The following is a 17,438-nucleotide window of genomic DNA, read 5'->3' as shown; positions in this document are numbered from 1 at the left end:
CGGATATGTCAGTAGAGCCGATTTTGCACCCACTTACTTGGCCGTAGCCACGAACTGAACCCAGATTGTGACAATTTTCCGCCGTATTCTTGGCTAACTGACCTGCATACTCTTCAATCAGAGAATTCCCCAAACTCAAAAAGGTCGCCTCACGCCATGAATTCTCAGCCCGCAAAACAAATTGCCAGCCTCCCACCAGCAGGTGGGCGAGCAGCATTATTTGTGCTGGTTGGTTCCATCGGGGTGCAAAGCTCTTCAGCAATCTCGGCTTCCATGTTTGCTTCTCTAGGCTCCCCCGCAGTCAGCTCGTTACGACTAGCTTTGGCTGCCGTAGTCTTATGGCTTTTCTTGCGGCCAACCTTGCGCGGAAGGAACCGCGCAAATTGGTCCGCAATCATTTTCTACGGCGTCGTGATGGCCGCGATGAATCTGCTGCTTTATAAGGCAATCGAACACCTGCCCCTAGGGATTGCCGTGACGCTGGACTTCCTGGGTCCGGCGGTAGTCGCTTTGGTGTTCTCTCGGCGCTTGCGTGAAGCCGTCTGGGCTTTGCTCGCCTTGGCTGGAGTGATTCTCATCGCCGGACCCGGAGGTCACTTTGATGCGGTGGGCTTTGCCTTTGGACTCGGTGCGGGCCTTTGCTTTGCGCTCTACACACTGCTGGCAGAAAAAGTAGGTAAAGCCGACGATTCTTCGGTCAGTTCCTTAGCATTGTCCGTGTCCATTGCCGCCCTCGTTTCACTACCTTTTGGTACCCCTAAAGTGGCCGAAGTTTCCGCGCCTCAATGGGGTTTATTGGCGCTGAGCGGCGTTATAGGTGTAGCAATCCCCTATCTGGTCGATACGTTGGCGGCCCGAATTTCCTCGGCTCGTGTGGTGGGCACCTTATTTGCCATCGATCCGGCGATGGGGACACTCATCGGATGGCTGATTCTTGGCGAACAGCTGGGCTGGTTGTCGTTGCTCGGTATTCTTTGCGTAGCTTTGGCCGGTGCCGGGGTGACCTGGTTTGCGGCCAAACCAGCGGGACCGTTACAAGAGGTGTCCGACGATAATCAGGTGACACCCCCGGAGAGCTAAGAATACTTGTCAGACTCATAGACTAGTTTCATGCCTTCAGCACCCGAACGTTCGCGGCTAACTCCGCCGCTCTTTGCGCTCCTGATCATTCTTGGCACCACCGGCCCGCTAGCCACGGATATGTATCTTCCATCATTTCCAGAAATGACGGCGGAATTCTCCGCCTCTGCCTCCGCCATCCAACTCACGCTGACTTTCTTCTTAGTCGGTATGGGTATGGGACAGTTCTTATGGGGTGCCCTCTCGGATCGTTTAGGTCGAGCTCGGCCATTGCGATGGGGAACGATATTATTTGTGCTTGCCTCGGTGGCCGCCGCGCTCGCTCCGACGTTGGAAACACTGAGTATTGCACGAGCATTGCAGGGGTTTGGTGGGGCAGCCGGAGTGGTGATTTCTAAGGCGATCGTTGCCGATACGACCAAGGGCGTGCAGACCGCAAGAATCTTCAGCATCCTCATGACCATCGGCGCGGTGGCCCCTGCCGTGGCACCGCTTCTAGGAGCGAATTTGGGCGCACTGGGAGGATTCCGCCTGGTGTTATGGGTGTTGGCCGTCGCAGCACTGCTGATGGTTGTTGGTGCGTTAGTTATCTATCGCGAAACACACGCTATATCGGCGCGCTCCACCGGTAACTTTTTTGCGCCACTGAAGGTAGCTCTGGGTCGCCGTCGTTTTGTCGGTTATTTGGTCCAGTTCGGCTTCACATTTGGTGCCATGATGGCCTACGTTTCCGCTTCGCCTTTCCTTTATCAGACGGTGATGGGGTTGAGCGCCCAAGACTACGCGCTGTGCTTTGGCATCAACGCAGTGGGCCTAATACTCTCCGGGCTGGTCTCCGCACGGCTGGTGGGCCGTGTTCCGTTGCGCCGGACCATTACGGTGGCCTTGAGCGTACTGCTCAGCTCGGCTGTCCTGCTGTTAGTACTGGCGCTGCTACAGGTGAGCAGTCTGCTTCTCGCCGCGGTGATTTTTGTGTTCGTCTCTGCCATCGGTTTCACCATGGGTAATACCACCGGGCTGGCGCTAAATGAGGTCCGCGAAGTTTCTGGCTCTGGCTCTGCCCTGCTAGGCGCCGCGCAGTTTCTCATTGGCGCTTTAGCCACGCCGTTAGTGGGCCTGTCCGGGGCGGATTCGGCGCTAGCCTTTGCACTGACCGCGCTGGTCAGCGCTTTGCTCGCATTTGGCGCACTGATTTACACTTCGGATCGATTCCATCCCGGCAGCACAGCATCTGTTTAGTGCTGAACGACAAAAAGATCCTTTGGGAACCGAAAGTGCGGTTCCCAAAGGATCTTTAGTGAGTCAGACTTAGGCGTTCAGGCGAGCCTTCAAGCCATCAAGCTCTGCACGCAGCGAGACTGGCAGCGCGTCACCGAAGTTTGCGTACCATTCTTCGATGCCTTCGACCTCGGTGGCCCATTCGTCCTTGTTGACCGCTACCGCGGCTTCAACGTCTGCCGGGGTGAAGTTCTCCAGACCACTGATGTCCAGGGCTTCACCGGTCGGCACGTTGCCGATGATGGTTTCCTTGGCATCTGCGGTGCCTTCAATACGCTCGATGGCCCACTTGAGTACGCGCGAGTTATCGCCGAACCCTGGCCATGCGAATCCGCCTTCTGCGTTGCGACGGAACCAGTTGACCAAGAAGATTTTTGGCATTTGCTCTGGGTTGAGCTTCGCCGAAATCTTGTCCCAGTGGTTGAGGTAATCGCCAGCGTTGTAACCGATGAATGGCAACATTGCCATTGGGTCGCGGCGGATCACACCGGTGGCACCGGAGGCAGCAGCGGTGGTCTCCGAGGACAGAGTTGAGCCCATGAAGATACCGTTGGTCCAGCTGCGCGCCTCGGTGACCAATGGAATGGTGGTCTTGCGGCGTCCGCCGAAGAGGATCGCGTCGATCTTCACACCGTTAGGCGAGAAGTAATCCTCGGAGAGCATGTCAACCTGGTCGATTGGAGTGCAGAAGCGCGAGTTAGGGTGCGCTGCCGGACGGCCGGACTCAGGAGTCCAGTCATTGCCCAACCAGTCGATCAGGTGTGCCGGAGTTTCATCGGTCATACCTTCCCACCACACGCCACCTTCGTCGGTCAACGCAACGTTGGTGAAGATTGAGTTGCCCTTGGTGATCGCGCGCATGGCGTTCGGGTTGGTGGACCAACCGGTGCCAGGTGCAACACCGAATAGGCCGTACTCCGGGTTCACACCGCGCAGCTCGCCGTCCTTGCCAATACGCATCCAGTTGATGTCATCGCCCAGGGTTTCGGTCTTCCAGCCTTCAATGGTTGGATCCAGCAGAGCCAGGTTGGTCTTACCGCAAGCCGATGGGAAGGCCGCAGCAATATGGTAGGCCTTATTCTGTGGGCTGATCAGCTTCAAAATGAGCATGTGCTCGGCAAGCCAGCCTTCGTCACGAGCCATCACAGAGGCGATACGTAGCGAGTAGCACTTTTTACCCAGTAGTGCGTTGCCGCCGTAGCCCGAACCGTAGGACATGATGGCGCGCTCTTCAGGGAAGTGTACGATCCACTTGTCTTCGTTGCATGGCCAGGTAACATCTTCCTGCCCTGGCTCAAGCGGTGCACCGACCGAGTGCAATGCTGGAACGAAGAACGCTTCTTCGGCTTCCATCTTGCGCAGCACTTCGTTACCGATCTTGGCCATGATGCGCATCGAGGCGACAACGTAAGCCGAGTCGCTGATTTCGACACCGTAGGCCGGCTCATCGGCGTTCAATGGACCCATGACGAATGGGATGACGTACATGGTGCGTCCGCGCATCGAACCGTCAAACAGCCCGTTGAGCATCGACTTCATCTTTTCTGGGTCTTCCCAGTTATTAGTGAAGCCTGCGTCTTCTTCCTTCTTCGAGCAGATGAAGGTGCGCTCCTCGACTCGGGCCACATCTTTGGGATCCGAAGCGCCAGCGTAAGAATTTGGGAAGTTCGGGTCGGTCAATTTGACCAGCGTGCCTGCCTCAACCAGTTCGGCGGTCAGACGGTCGTTCTCTTCAACGGACCCGTCGACCCAATAAACACGATCGGGCTTCGTTAGCGCGGCAACTTCTTCAACCCAGGCTGCCAACTTTGCGTGCGTGGTTGGTGCTGCGTTGATAACGTTCTGATCGGAGCTCGTGCTCATTATCCATTCCCTCCATTGGGCTGAATTTGTCAATAAATCAAGGCTAGGGGTTGAGAACCAATCAATTTGTGTGATCCAATCCTCAGCAAGGACTAAATGCTAGAATTGGTAAGATAAATTTCCCGAAATTTCGGGGGTTTTAGTATGAACAATACCCTTTTTCTATGATCAAGGTCACGTATACCGGTACCCTTTTGAATTCTTCACATAACCTTCTGTTCATCTACCTCCGATAGGTTCCGGTGTCGATTTGTCGGGATTCAAATTCCTCTGTATAGTTATTTGAGGTTCGTGAGAGCGAAACAAACTAACTAAATATGCGCCCATAGCTCAGCTGGATAGAGCGCCTGTCTACGGAACAGGAGGCCGGGGGTTCGAATCCCTCTGGGCGCACAAAAATCAAAGGCTCCACTTCGGTGGGGCCTTTGCTCGTTAACTTTCTCGCTCCTGGGTATGCACTTTGACGGCCTGCACCAATCCACCCAATGATGACTAGCAGTTGACCAAAAGTCACCGCTTCACGTTTCTCCCTTTGCCGGTCAGCCTCCGCTTAAAGGGCCAGCGGGACGTTTTTGTGAATCACCGCACTTTACTATCAAATGGTTTTTTCTGGCAGAAAATCTGGTGTAAAGTTACTGGAGTCGCCAAGGCGACAAGTAATTGAATATGCGCCCATAGCTCAGCTGGATAGAGCGCCTGTCTACGGAACAGGAGGCCGGGGGTTCGAATCCCTCTGGGCGCACCAAAGAAAATTCCCACTCAATCGAGTGGGAATTTTTGTTTAAGTACGTGAACTTATTTAGACACCGTGGGATCCACGCAAAATAAGTTTCGTGGGCATGATAATTCGCTCGGGCACAGATTCCCCATTGATTCGTTGGACAACTACCTCTGCCATTTTCGCTCCCTGCTCCTCTGCATTCTGCGCCACGGTGGTCAGTGCAGGCGAAGCATTTCGCGCAAATGAGTCATCATCGATGGTGGCAATAGCAATGTCACTCGGCACCATCAGCCCGGCATCAGCGATCACTTTCATCGCACCAAAGGCCATCTGCGCGCTGGCAGCAAATAGCGAATCGATTTTTGCTCCGCTTGCCAACAATTCGCGCATGGCACTTTCTCCACTATCGGGGGTGAAATCACCGACTGCTACTGGGCCAGCAGGCAAACCCGCTTCATGAACCGCTTGCTCAAAACCTCGTTGGCGATCAATGGCGGCGCCCATATTTTGTGGTCCGGAAATCGTAACTGGATGTTTGCGCCCGGTTTTTAACATCGCCTCGGTTGCCTTGCGGGCAGCTGCAGCATTATCCACGTCCACAACGAAGACGTTTCCATTTTCGTTACTCATCGGGCGGCCACCAAAAACCAGCGGCAATGAGCCGGCCAATTCGCTATAGGAACTATCGTCGGCATGATGCGAAAGTATCAACGCACCATCAACATTTCCGCCACGCAAATACCGGCTGGTTTTTGTCGGATCTGACTCCGTGGCAATGAGCAAAGAAAGCGTGAATTCTGTAGTGCTCAGGTACATTGCAGCACCTTGGATCACCGAGGCGAAATATGGGTCTGCGAAAAATTTGGCTGTGCTCTCCGGGATCACCAAAGCAATGGAATTAGTCCGTCCCTGTGCCAAAGAACGAGCCGCCCTGTTGGGAACGTAGTTTAGTTCCGCGATGGCTTTCTCTACGGCGCGCACGACATCTGCTTTGACCTTGTCAGAACCGTTGACCACGCGTGAAACGGTTGCTCGTGAAACTCCTGCGCGTTCTGCGACGAGTTCCAGCGTTGGCTGTTGTTTACGTGGTTCGGGCATCGTGACTTCTTCGCGGTAGCTGGGTTATTCCTTATTACTTGTGTGTGGCGCGTGGCGCTTGAGTAAACGCCACGCACCGATGCTATGCCATTGTACGGTTGGCTGCGATCAGTCCTGCGTAGGCCCGACCACTGTCCTTAATAATGCGCTCCTGCGTTTCATAATCCACATAGATAATGCCAAATCTCTTCTGATATCCCCAAGCCCATTCGAAGTTATCTAACAAGGACCATACGAAATACCCACGAACGCTCACGCCGTCTTCGATAGCACCAGCGACGGCGTCGAGATGGTCAAAGATGTACTCGCTGCGTTCCGTGTCTGCCACTGTTCCATCCGGCGACAACTCATCGGTGTAAGAAGCTCCGTTTTCGGTGATATATAGCGCTGGAAGATCCGAATAATCTGCCTTCAACCGGTTCAGCAGCACCCGCAGGCCCTGCGGGTTTACCTCCCAGCCCATAGCTGTACGCGGTAAGTCCCGGCTCGGGAACGTGACGTATTCACTGCCAACAAAGGGTGAGGATTTAGGAGCGTCGGTGGGCACGACAGCTTCAGGTCCATCGCCTGCCAATGGATGTCCCGAGACATTGTCATCGTGATAGTGGTTCACACCCAAAAAATCGATGGGCTGGTGGATGATTTCCAAGTCACCTGGCTGAATAACTTCGGCCAGTCCCAGCCCGGAGACATCTTGTAAAAGATCCTCAGGATATGAACCACGGAGCAACGGATCTAAGAACATCCGATTCCATAGTGCGTCAATCCGACGTGCCGCTTCTAAATCCACGGGATCAGTAGGATCGTTGGGCACCGCGTTGGTGAGGTTCAAGGTGATACCAAGTTCTTGAGCACCAAGTTCACGCAATCGCTGCGTCGCTAGCCCATGGCCCAGATGCTGATGATGCACCGCTGCCAGGGCCGCCGCCGGTTCTTGGCGTCCAGGTGCGTGCTCGCCTGCAGCGTATCCAATGAGCGAAGAACATAAAGGTTCATTAAACGTCGTCCAGTGGTTCACCCGGTCACCGAGCTTTGCATAGATCGCTTCCGCATACTCGACAAACTTATAGGCGGTATCTCGGTTGGTCCAACCACCTTGGTCTTCAAGTGCTTGTGGCATATCCCAGTGGTAAAGGGTCAGCCACGGCAGGATCCCGTTCTCCAACAGTTCGTCTACTAACCTTGAATAGAAATCGAGACCTTCCCTGTTAACGCTTCGCCCTCCTGGAACGACTCGGGCCCAGCTGGTAGAGAATCGGTAGGAGTCTAGACCGAGTTCACGCATCAGCCCCACGTCTTCTTGATACCGGTGGTAATGATCCACTGCTACTTTGAGATTGTCCCCTCCTGCGATCACCCCTTCTTTACGTGCGAATGCATCCCAGACGGAGTCTTCCTTACCGTAGCTGTGACTCGCTCCCTCAATTTGCGCGGCCGCGGTGGCCGAGCCCCAAAGAAATTCTTTAGGCCAAGCAAAGTATTCAGATAGATGTTTCGTCATTAGCCCTTTACAGCTCCTGCCATAATTCCAGATACAAGTTGTTTGCCCGCCACTACGAATAGCAATAACAGCGGGATGGTGGCCATCAAGGCCCCGGACATCACAATCGTGTAGTCCACATACTTTGCGGATTGCAGTTGGCTCAGTGCCACCTGCAAGGTGGGGTTTTGCGGTGCTACAAGCATTGGCCAGAGATAGTCGGTCCATGCGGTCATGAAAGTGAAGAGAGCCAGAATAGCCATTGCTGGGCGCGCTGCCGGCACGCCTACATGCCAGAAGGTTCCGATCATGCTCGCCCCATCAATACGGGCAGCCTCGATCAATTCATCGGGCACTACATCCACCAAATATTGGCGCATGAAGAACACTCCGAAAGCGGTAACCAAGGTGGGCACCATGACTGCCCCCAGGGAGCCGGTCCAACCGAATTCCTTCATGACCATGAACAGCGGAATAATACCCAGCTGCGTTGGTACAGCCAGAGTCGCGATCACGAAGACTAGTAGTCCCTGACGCCCACGGAAGCGTAGCTTAGCGAACGCGTATCCGGCCAAGGTGGAAAACGTGACCACCGAAAGCGTGATGACCGAGGAAACGAGGACGCTATTTGCTAGAGCACCCCAGAAATCAATGGTGTTAAAAACCTCGGCAACATTCGTCCAGAAAGCGCCGCCAGGTAGTAGCGGTGGGTAGGTGGAGGCGAACACCGCTCCTGTATTTGAACCGATCAACAGCGAATACCACAACGGGTAGGTGCTGCCCAGGAAAAATGCGATCAATAATCCATAAGTAAGAAATCCAGGACGGCGATCCATCGAGAAATTTTTACCTTTGGCACCAGATTTTTTAGCTGCCGTAGTTTTAGCTAACGTTGCGCTACTCATGGGATTCTCCGCCCTTTTCGCCGGCCGTTACATTCGAGCCGGACATACGGTTTGAAGCAATCTTTGACTGAGCCATTTGCACCGCATGTTTGTGCGCTCTGCGTTGCTGGCGACGGTTTTTACGACTTCCCCCTTCGGAAGATGAAGCAATTGAACCCGACAGGAAGAAGTTGATCAGTCCGATCAGGATGATGATCAAGAACAACATCCACGCGACCGCAGAGGCACGGCCAAAGTCGCCACGGTTGAATGCCAGATCCCACAGGTAGAGCACCGTGGTCTGGTATTCGCGTTCGGGGCCACCAGGCACCGAACTACTGGGGTTGAATAGTTTTGGTTCGGTAAAAATTTGTAGTCCACCGATGGTTGCGGTGATGACGACAAAGATCATTGTGGGTCTGATACTTGGCAAAGTAATTGCAAAGAATCTGCGCAGTGAACCGGCCCCGTCGATAGCTGCCGATTCGTGCAGTTCGCGGGGAACTGCCTGCATGGCTGCCAAAAGAATCAGAGCGTTATAGCCGGTCCAACGCCAGTTCACCATGGTCGCGATGGCTAGATGGGAGGGAATTACTTCACTTTTCCAGGCCACCGGATCAATATTGATGGTTTGGAGCAGGTTGTTGATTAGCCCGTATTTCTCATCAAAAGCAGAGGAGAAGATGAGCGTGACTGCAACAGGGGTGACCACGTAGGGAATCAGCACGCTCATTCGCCAGAATGTTTTCGCCCGGATGTTCTGGTCCAGAATGGCCGCGATGAAGGTTGCTACGAGCAACTGCGGAATCGCCGAGAGCAGGAAGATGCTGAACGTATTGAACAGCGAGTTCCAAAAGAGCGGAGAGCTGATTTCGGCCACGTAGTTATCTAGGCCCACCCATTCGCCGGCTCCTCCGAGCAGATCCCAGTCATTGATGGAAACTACGAAGGTGTAGATCAGCGGAAAGAGTCCGACCAGTGCGAACAGAATAAAGAACGGCGAGACATAGAGATAAGGCGAGTATTTGAAATCAAACTGTCCCCAGCGGTGCCGGCGACGCATTTTCTTCTCCTGCACCGGATCACCGGCGCGATAAGTCGCGTCTGGGGTTGGCTCCCCCGGTGGCACAGTATCTCCTGTGGCATCCGAAGCATTGTTGGTCATGATGCTCATTATCGATTTCTCTTTCCCAGAAGGCCGGCCGATGATTCAGCCGGCCTACCGGCGGTGATTACTTGATGTCCAAGTTCTTCATGGTCGACATAGCTTCATCCCATGCGGCTTGTCCATCCTTGCCACCATCCAAAGCGATCGTCGCTGGACCAAAAACCTGCTCTTGGATGACCGAATCATCGGCCCCCTTGAACTGTGCTTTCACACCTTCTGCACGTTCTGCCAGTAGTTGACCAATCGGAGCATCGTTGAAAAATTTGGTCAGTTCGTTGCTTCCAAGGACCTGTTCGGAGCTCTGCGCTTCAAGGTTGCTTGGGAAAGTTCCGGCTGCTTCGAATGCTGCCGCCTGAGACTGTGCGTTGGTCAGCCACGTAGCGAGTTTGGCTGCTTCGACTGGATTCTTCGAGGTTGTTGGAATGGTGAGGAAGGTTCCTCCCCAGTTCGCTGGTCCACCAGGGAAGACCCCGGCGAAGTCCCAACCCGATGTTGCGTCGCCGCCTGCACCTTCAACTTGACCCTTGACGTTACCTAGCATCCACCCCGGGCAAGGCATGGTAGCGAAAGAACCATCCAAGAAGGCTTGCCCTTTACCCCAGTCCCATTGAGTCTGTCCGGACGACAACCCTGCTTCAGTAGCATCTGCCAACATCTTCCAGCGGTTGCTAAGTTCGGCGTTGCCGTCAATATTCAACGATCCGTCCTTTTTGTAATACCCTTCGTCGAGTTGGTTGACCATGGCGTTCCAGACAAAACCGGACTGATCAAACCAAGCCTTTCCGGTTTTTTCCTCGTATTTTTTACCAGCGGCGAAGTAGTCTTCCCAAGTGGAATCCTGTCCACCGATGAATTCAGCAAATTCGCTACGCTCTGAAGGCATACCGGCTTTTTCAAGGAGCTTCGAGTTAAAGCAAATTCCTTCCGGGCCAATATCGGTACCGTAGCCAATGATGCGTCCGTCTTTGTCAGTTGCCTGCTCAACTTTCCAGTCGACCCACTGGGACTTGAGATCTTCTATTCCGTAGTCACGCAGATCGCTAAAGGAATCAGAGACAGCCATAACCTGTCCTAGCCAACCCTCTTCGACTGCCTGGATGTCAGGAAGACCTGCGCCTGAAGCCTGCTTGGTTTTCCAATCGACCAGCGCATTGCCACCGGTGTCGATGTTGGTTGCCTCAATAGTGACGCCCGGATTTTCCTTTTCATACTTTTCGTACAAGTCATCTAGACCCATGGCGCCGAAAGTCGTGACCGTCAGGGTGACCGGATTGTCTGCGGAGGCCGGGTCCGCCTTCGCGGCATCGTCCGCGTTGCTGCAACCTGTCGCTAGCAAGGCAAGAGTGCCTAGCAGTGCGACCGATTGCGCGAGCTTTGTTTTGCTCGAGGTTTTCATCTTGTCTCCAGTGTGAGTGCGGGTATGAGAGGTCGAGAGGCTCCGTCACATCCAAAATGAGAGCGCTCTCAGGGTAGAACAGGTATCCACCTTTCGGGTTTCTACCGGACTATGAAGCATAAAAGCGCCTAAAATAAACACCGTGTGAGCGCTCTCACAAATCATCTTTCCCATATTCTGCCCGATCACAAACCGTTGTCAAGGCCGAGCCCCAGAACGATGCGCAAACGAATACCTTTTGGAGATTCTTTATTTTCAGCTAACGACTAAAAGAAGACAGGTCAAATTGTTCATTCAATCTCGGTCTTCGAATGTTGGCGGTAAACTTTTTTCTCCAAAGAGAATCCGGCGAATCAACTTCGATCCGCCGGATTCACCACGTCTACTTCTTGTTCAGCTGAAGCCCAACAAGCACCGGATCATGATCCGAGGAGCGGAACTGGTCAGGGGAGAACAGCTGAGCCACGTTGTTGTTGTAACGGCTGTACTCATAAGCGACGGACTCCGTCGCGTTGATATTCCAGATTGTTTCACCGGTCACCGTCGATGCAATTTCCGCCGATCCAAGTACATGATCCAGCGACCCGGTTCGACCTCCAAAGAGGTAGCTGTGAGTACTCGCCTCGGCACCCAAATCAACATAACCAGCCCGAGTCATCACCTTGATAGGATCCTCTGCCGAATAGGAATTGAAGTCACCGGCCAATAGCACCTTATTAGTGTTTCGTTTCTTCTTCAGTCCTTCGGCGAAATCTACTAAGGCTTCGGCTTGTTCGACGCGTGCGGCGTTCCATGCCCCTGCGCCATCACCCTGATCTGCGTTCTCGGAGCCATCTTTAGGGTCAGAGCCTTTGGACTTGAAGTGATTAGCCACCACAAGGAAACGAGTCTTAGAGTTGCCACCTACGCGTTGGAACGCCTGTGCTAGCGGGTCACGCGCATTATCAAAGGCAGCGTCATCAAGCACTACCGATTCATCAATGAGCTTCACCGCATCACGCTGGTAAATCATGGCAGTACGAATGACATCTTCGTCAGCCGGAATTTCCTCTGGGCTCGGGGCGAAGCTCCAGCGCTTTTCGCCAGCAGCCTTGTTCAACGCATCCACTAAGATTTGCAGGGCTGCGTCTCGGTCTTGACCGAGACGAGCCGAATTTTCAATTTCTTCAAGAACCACCACGTCTGCATCAAATTTGTTCAATGCCGTAACGATCTTGGACTGCTGACGCGCGAGGTTGTCGGCATTTGCAGCACCACGAGCATCACAACCACTGCGTACCGAAATCGGGTTGCCTTCACGATCGGTGTAGTAGGTGCAACCCTGAAGCTGGTCTCCGGTGGTGGTGAAGAAATTCAGCACGTTGAAGCTACCCACACTTACGTTTCCGCCAACTTCAGCCGGGGCTTCGTTCATGACTTGCTCAAAGCTCACCGGAATGTCGGAATCCTGAGCACCTACTACCTGCCCCTGTGGCTGCAGTCGCCACAGGTCGTAGCGGTAATCCATGATGACCGGAGCGGTAAAGGTAGCCCTTTTGCCTACTGTGACATGCTCGGACGCCGAAATATACGGTACTTCAACGAGCTTGTTCGCCGCGGCACCCAAGAAATTCAAAGTGGCACCGTCATCTAGAACCAGTGCGCGAGATTCGTTTTCGGCCTCCAAGGCCTTGGCTTCATCGCTTCCAGGCGTGAAAACGTCGGTGGCCTGGCGCAGGGTGCGCTCTTCGTCGAGTATCGAGCTGGTGCCTTCAGCCAAGGTAATTTCGCCGTACTGATTCAAACTGTAGTTATCAGCAACGGTCCATTGCCCCTGTGGGTCAATCAGCATTCCTTCAAATCGTTCACGTGCAGCATCAGTGTCAGGAATATCGATAGCCAGCGGCTTGATCGCTTCCGCCGGCTCAGTGAGCACTTCAACACCCTGTGCCGTAGCGCTAATTTGAGTCATTCCGTAGTATTCATCAACTTCACCAGAGACCTGAACATGATCACCTACCGCCACCTTTGCGACACCAGCCGAATACACAAAAATCGCTGAGCTGCCGGTCGGAGAGATCTCGCTTCCCGAACCAGCCGTCTGGACGTAGAAACCTCGGATTCCACCTTCTGCGTATGCCCCGGTGACTATTCCTCGAACACTTACCTGTGTGCCGGCCATTTCTGTGGCGCTTCCGGTGCCCTGAATTTCTTCGATCTCGGTCAGCTCATTCCCGGTTCCGGCCGCTGAGGCGGGCGCCATCATTCCAGCAACCAATGCGGTTCCTAGACAGGTAGCCGCAAAGGCTGTCGTGGTGCGTTTCTTCATGGAAAGTCCTAGTTCGTTGTCAGTACCGCAGCGCGGTAGCGCTCGGTTGGCCCGCAATCGATTCAATCAGCCAATAATGAATTCATGATGAATCATCAGATGGTTTCCGGTTGTTGGTCCATGAACCATCCAAGACCATGACGCACGTCACGTCTACTGGTGAGTAAATAAACTTCCGCACTAATTGAACTGACCGGTCAGTTCAATTAGTGTTAAGGGGTGTTAATTGCTAATTCATTGAGCTTCAAAGGGCGCCACGGCCAACTCGTCGACGAGACCTCTCTGGCAGTCGAGCGCGGAGCGCTATTGCTTGTAGTTGCCGATGCGCAGCTTGAGCGCACCGCTCTCGCCCTGATGCTTTCTGGGCGCATGAGCCCCAGCTCGGGGACGGTCCATTGGTCTACAGCGCCTGGCATTAAAACGCTACGCACACACAGCGCGATCGTTGACTCTCCGCAAGTCAATGAACCCGAGGCTCACCTGAAGGTTCGAGACGTAGTCAGCGAGGACCTATCTCTTATACCCGGGCCTTTCTGGCGCCGACCGCAAAGTAAAAAATGGTTAGCCAGACATGGTTTTGACCACCTCGCCGGAGACTGGATCGACACTATCGACCCACAGATCCGTCTAGACCTTCTCACTCGGCTTGCCTTGGAAAACCACGACACCGATTGCCTAGTTTTTGATTCTCCGGATCGCCACGGCATCGATGAACCAACATGGCTGGAATCGTTGGAAGAACTAACCCATACCCGTCGCCAGCTCACCGTCATCGCCGTCGTTTCTAGAGTCCCCGATAGCTGGGAGGGGCCGGTCGTCTGCGCAGGACAAACAGTCACCACCGAAGATTCGGCACCACGGACCGAGGCCGTCCCGCAGATCGAAAACGGTCCGGATGCCCTCGAAGTCGATGTCGAGAACGAGCCAGCCCAGGAACTGCCGGCGAACGAACCCACTAACACCGAGATCGTAGAAACACCTAGCTCAGCGGAGTCTGTGGCGGTGGAAGCTTATACCCCTCCAACGGATACCACCTCTGAAATCGCGAAAGAACCCGAGCCGCCCAATGCTGCCGAGCTCGTGGAACCGTCATCGATCCACCACGAAGCACCTGAAGCTCCCGAACTACCTGAAGCTCCCGAACTACCTGAACCTCCTGCGCAAGACGAAGCCGAGCTTGCAGCAAAATCATCCACCCCAAAGGACTAACTCATGACGACTCTGGGCCTTGCTCTCTCCGAGCTCAAGCGCATGACCCGTGGAACCTTGCCCAAATTGGCACTGATCGCCGTAACCTGTGTACCGCTGCTCTACGGGGCTCTTTACCTCTATGGCAACTGGGATCCGCAATCAAACCTCAGTGGCATCAAAACCGCGTTGGTGAACCTCGATGACGGGGCCGAACGAGACGGGAAAGCCACGAAGGTTGGTGACGAGGTAGTCGATTCCCTCTTGGAAGACTCAACTTTCGATTGGGAAATAGTTGACTCACAGCAAGCTGCCGCTGAGGGTGTTGCCCATGGCGATTATGCCTTCGCCATGACCATCCCCCAAGATTTCTCTGCTTCCCTCACTTCCCCCGCCGAGATGAAAAAAGCCAATGCAGCAAACCTCGAGCTAACCACAAATGATGCCAATAATTTCATGGCCAGTAACTTCGCCAAGACTCTGGCCACCGAGGTGCGAGATTCGGTGTCAAAAGAAGTTGGCACAGAAACTGCCGAAGGCATGATTGCGGGATTTGTCGACATCCACAAATCAATGGGTGAAGCTGCCGATGGGGCCAAGAAACTCTACGACGGCACCATTACACTCTCCGATGGTGTGGTCACAGTACAAGATGGCACCGCGCAATTAGTCACCGGCGGAGCCAAACTTGAAGATGGCGCACGCGCACTCCATGAAGGTACCGGCAGCCTGTCCAGTGGCTTAGGAAAGTTGACCGACGGACAAGACAAGCTTGTCGATGGAACCCACGAGCTCTCCAAGGGCAGCACCGAGCTAAATTCGGGAGCCCAGACACTGAGCAAGGGTCTAAACACCTTGGAATCAAAAACATCTACCCTACCCAGCTCGGTATCCAAGCTTAACGACGGAACCCAGAAGGCAGCCTCCTCGGCTGACCAATTAGCCACAGGCTCACGGCAGGTAGCCGACGGGAACGCGAAGCTCAGCGCCACCGCAAACGACGCTATAAGCGTGATCCAAGATTTGCAGACCGATGCCGAAACACGACTGGATCAAGTAGAAAAAGACACCGCTGATTTCCTGAATGCTCAAGTCACAGCCGGCACCCTGACTCAAGAACAGGCAGATCAGATCTCCGCGAAGCTGAAATCCACCGTAAAAAATTCTACGGTTACCCAGCAGCTTGATAGCAAGGTCAAGGATGTCAACGCAAAACTTAGCTCCACACAAGAGGACCTGAACCAGCTCGCCGAGGGGTCCGAGAAAGTTGCCGACGGCAATAAACAGTTAGCAAGCGGATTACACACCCTCGCGCAGGGCACCAAAAAATTGGATGGCTCCGTGCCAGCTCTTGTAGACGGAATCTCCTCCGCAGCAAGCGGTGGTAGCCAGCTTGCCGATGGCTCGCAAAAACTAGCCGCTGGAACCTCGACCCTAGAAGAAGGGCAAAAATCCGCTCTGTCTGGAACCAAAGAAGCCGCAAAAGGTAGCAATAAACTTGATGCAGGTGCCCAGGAACTCGCGACGGGAACAGGTACCTTGCATGACTCGTTGATCAGCCTTGATGAAGGTGTTGGCAAGCTCGGCGACGGCGCTCACGAGCTTACGGATGGCTCCGGCGACCTGTCCAAGGGACTAGACAGCGGCGTGGACCAGGTACCAAATCCTGATTCGACTGCTTCTGATCAATTAGCAAACGTGATTGGCGACCCGCTTCTGGTGAACTCGAACGCCCAGACCAAAGCAGGAGCATACGGCGCAGGGCTGGCACCGTTCTTCATGACCCTAGCCACCTGGATTGGCACATTCATCCTCACCCAGGTCATGCGCCCGGTCAATAATCGTGCGTTGGCATCTAATGGTAAAAGTTGGAAAATCGCCCTCGGGGCGTGGCTTCCCTTTGCTTTCATCTCCCTCATTCAGTGCACAGCCTTGTATGCGGTGGTAGTTTTCGCTGTCGGTTTGGATCCGGTACACCCGTGGCTGACATGGGCTCTGCTGCTGCTAGCTTCGCTTTGCTTCAGTGCATTGATTCAAGGCATCTGCGCCCTATTAGGTGCAGCAGGTAAATTTGTGGTGCTGCTGCTGATGGTTCTCCAGTTGGTGACTGCCGGAGGCACGTTCCCGTGGGAAACACTTCCGACCCCCTTGCAGTTCTTGCACCAGATCCTGCCGATGAGCAATGTGGTGACGGCGTTAAGGCATGTGATCTACGGTGCTGATCTGAGCATGCTTGTTAGTACTATCCTCCCGGTGATCGGATACATGGTTCTGGGGCTATTGTTGAGTTTCTTGGCAGTGCGCAAGCACAAGACCTGGACGCTGAAGACGCTACAACCGGAGCTGACGGTATGACCACCTCACCTAACTCGCGCCCCCGTACCCGGGCTACTGCTTCCAAGAAGCGACTATTTGCGGCATCAATGCAGCTACTCGGGGCACGCGGCCCCAACGCAGTTTCGGTAGACGAGATCGCACAAATTGCTGGTGTCTCCAAGGGAACCGTGTATTACAACTTTGGCTCCAAAGACAAGATGATTGGTCAAGTTTTGGAGTTCGGTGCTGACATGCTGGTTGCCGAGCTAGTCGAGGCATCCACGCTCTCCGAGCCTCGGGATGCCTTACGCACCATGGCAAGCATTGCCATTGATTTTGTCGAGAAATATCCTTCATTTGCACAAATCTGGATCAGTGAACAGCTACGCCCCGAAAGCGACTGGGGAGATCAAATCACCCCGGTCTATACCCGGGTGACCTCAACAATTATTGAAGTTATAGACCGGATAGTTGTTTTGGCCCAAGAAGAAAAACAACCGGTGGCTACCGCAATATTTGGTGCGGCGCTATTCTCAGCGCGGCTACGTGCCGCCTCGGCCAACCCAGAGAACCGCGAAACTATCTTGAACTCCGTACTGTTCATTGTTGGCGGGCTGATAGCCACTCACGAACCGGTGACGGATCACTAGCCAGCCTT

12 protein-coding genes and 2 tRNA genes are annotated in these 17,438 nt (G+C 54.1%); 7 read left to right on the top strand and 7 right to left on the bottom strand.

Annotated features, from left to right (window positions below; all coding sequences use genetic code 11):
• Window positions 1–156: 156 nt before the first annotated feature.
• Together CIK74_RS02395 and CIK74_RS02390 are read left to right on the top strand one after the other, a co-directional pair.
• Window positions 157–1,080, top strand: coding sequence for an EamA family transporter (locus CIK74_RS02395; RefSeq protein ID WP_096254179.1), 924 nt, complete (start codon window positions 157–159; stop codon window positions 1,078–1,080).
• A gap of 30 nt (window positions 1,081–1,110) precedes the next feature.
• Window positions 1,111–2,319, top strand: coding sequence for a multidrug effflux MFS transporter (locus CIK74_RS02390; RefSeq protein ID WP_096254177.1), 1,209 nt, complete (start codon window positions 1,111–1,113; stop codon window positions 2,317–2,319).
• A gap of 69 nt (window positions 2,320–2,388) precedes the next feature.
• On the opposite strand, the gene CIK74_RS02385 is transcribed toward CIK74_RS02390, so the two are convergent.
• Window positions 2,389–4,221, bottom strand: a complete 1,833-nt coding sequence (locus tag CIK74_RS02385) for a phosphoenolpyruvate carboxykinase (GTP) (protein ID WP_096254175.1) — start codon at window positions 4,219–4,221, stop codon at window positions 2,389–2,391.
• 319 nt (window positions 4,222–4,540) lie between these two features.
• On the opposite strand from CIK74_RS02385, the gene CIK74_RS02380 reads away from it, so the two are divergent.
• Together CIK74_RS02380 and CIK74_RS02375 are read left to right on the top strand one after the other, a co-directional pair.
• Window positions 4,541–4,614, top strand: a tRNA-Arg gene (locus CIK74_RS02380).
• 275 nt (window positions 4,615–4,889) lie between these two features.
• A tRNA-Arg gene (locus CIK74_RS02375) sits at window positions 4,890–4,966 on the top strand.
• 54 nt (window positions 4,967–5,020) lie between these two features.
• Here the strand turns inward: CIK74_RS02375 and CIK74_RS02370 are convergent.
• The 6 genes from CIK74_RS02370 to CIK74_RS02345 form a co-directional block, all read right to left on the bottom strand.
• Window positions 5,021–6,040 carry a LacI family DNA-binding transcriptional regulator gene (locus CIK74_RS02370; RefSeq protein ID WP_096254173.1) on the bottom strand — a complete coding sequence of 340 codons (1,020 nt, stop codon included), beginning with the start codon at window positions 6,038–6,040 and terminating at the stop codon, window positions 5,021–5,023.
• Between the two features lie 82 nt (window positions 6,041–6,122).
• A complete protein-coding gene (locus CIK74_RS02365) occupies window positions 6,123–7,541 on the bottom strand; it encodes a GH1 family beta-glucosidase (RefSeq protein WP_096254171.1) in 1,419 nt (472 codons plus the stop codon).
• On the bottom strand, window positions 7,541–8,356 hold the full coding sequence (locus tag CIK74_RS02360) for a carbohydrate ABC transporter permease (RefSeq protein WP_229677221.1): 816 nt from the start codon (window positions 8,354–8,356) through the stop codon (window positions 7,541–7,543). Before CIK74_RS02360 ends, CIK74_RS02365 begins: the two co-directional genes overlap by 1 nt.
• 61 nt (window positions 8,357–8,417) lie before the next feature.
• Window positions 8,418–9,467: a sugar ABC transporter permease gene (locus CIK74_RS02355; RefSeq protein WP_096254184.1), complete on the bottom strand. Its 1,050-nt coding sequence runs from the start codon at window positions 9,465–9,467 to the stop codon at window positions 8,418–8,420.
• 169 nt (window positions 9,468–9,636) lie between these two features.
• Window positions 9,637–10,968: an extracellular solute-binding protein gene (locus tag CIK74_RS02350; RefSeq protein WP_096254167.1), complete on the bottom strand. Its 1,332-nt coding sequence runs from the start codon at window positions 10,966–10,968 to the stop codon at window positions 9,637–9,639.
• Window positions 10,969–11,350: 382 nt separating this feature from the next.
• Window positions 11,351–13,276 carry an ExeM/NucH family extracellular endonuclease gene (locus CIK74_RS02345; RefSeq protein ID WP_096254166.1) on the bottom strand — a complete coding sequence of 642 codons (1,926 nt, stop codon included), beginning with the start codon at window positions 13,274–13,276 and terminating at the stop codon, window positions 11,351–11,353.
• 237 nt (window positions 13,277–13,513) lie between these two features.
• Here CIK74_RS02345 and CIK74_RS02340 point away from each other — a divergent pair, with 237 nt between their 5' ends.
• The 3 genes from CIK74_RS02340 to CIK74_RS02330 are packed head-to-tail and all read left to right on the top strand — an operon-like array spanning window position 13,514 to window position 17,430.
• On the top strand, window positions 13,514–14,485 hold the full coding sequence (locus CIK74_RS02340) for an ABC transporter ATP-binding protein (RefSeq protein ID WP_205738224.1): 972 nt from the start codon (window positions 13,514–13,516) through the stop codon (window positions 14,483–14,485).
• Window positions 14,486–14,488: 3 nt separating this feature from the next.
• Window positions 14,489–16,819 (top strand): YhgE/Pip domain-containing protein, encoded by a 2,331-nt coding sequence (locus CIK74_RS02335; RefSeq protein WP_096254164.1) that lies wholly within the window; start codon window positions 14,489–14,491, stop codon window positions 16,817–16,819.
• Window positions 16,816–17,430 (top strand): TetR/AcrR family transcriptional regulator, encoded by a 615-nt coding sequence (locus CIK74_RS02330; RefSeq protein WP_096254162.1) that lies wholly within the window; start codon window positions 16,816–16,818, stop codon window positions 17,428–17,430. Before CIK74_RS02335 ends, CIK74_RS02330 begins: the two co-directional genes overlap by 4 nt.
• Window positions 17,431–17,438: the final 8 nt, after the last annotated feature.

This window comes from Glutamicibacter sp. BW77, from assembly GCF_002332285.1.
GTDB classification, from domain to species: Bacteria; Actinomycetota; Actinomycetes; order Actinomycetales; family Micrococcaceae; genus Glutamicibacter; species Glutamicibacter bergerei.
This window is presented reverse-complemented; position numbering and strand designations above follow the sequence as displayed.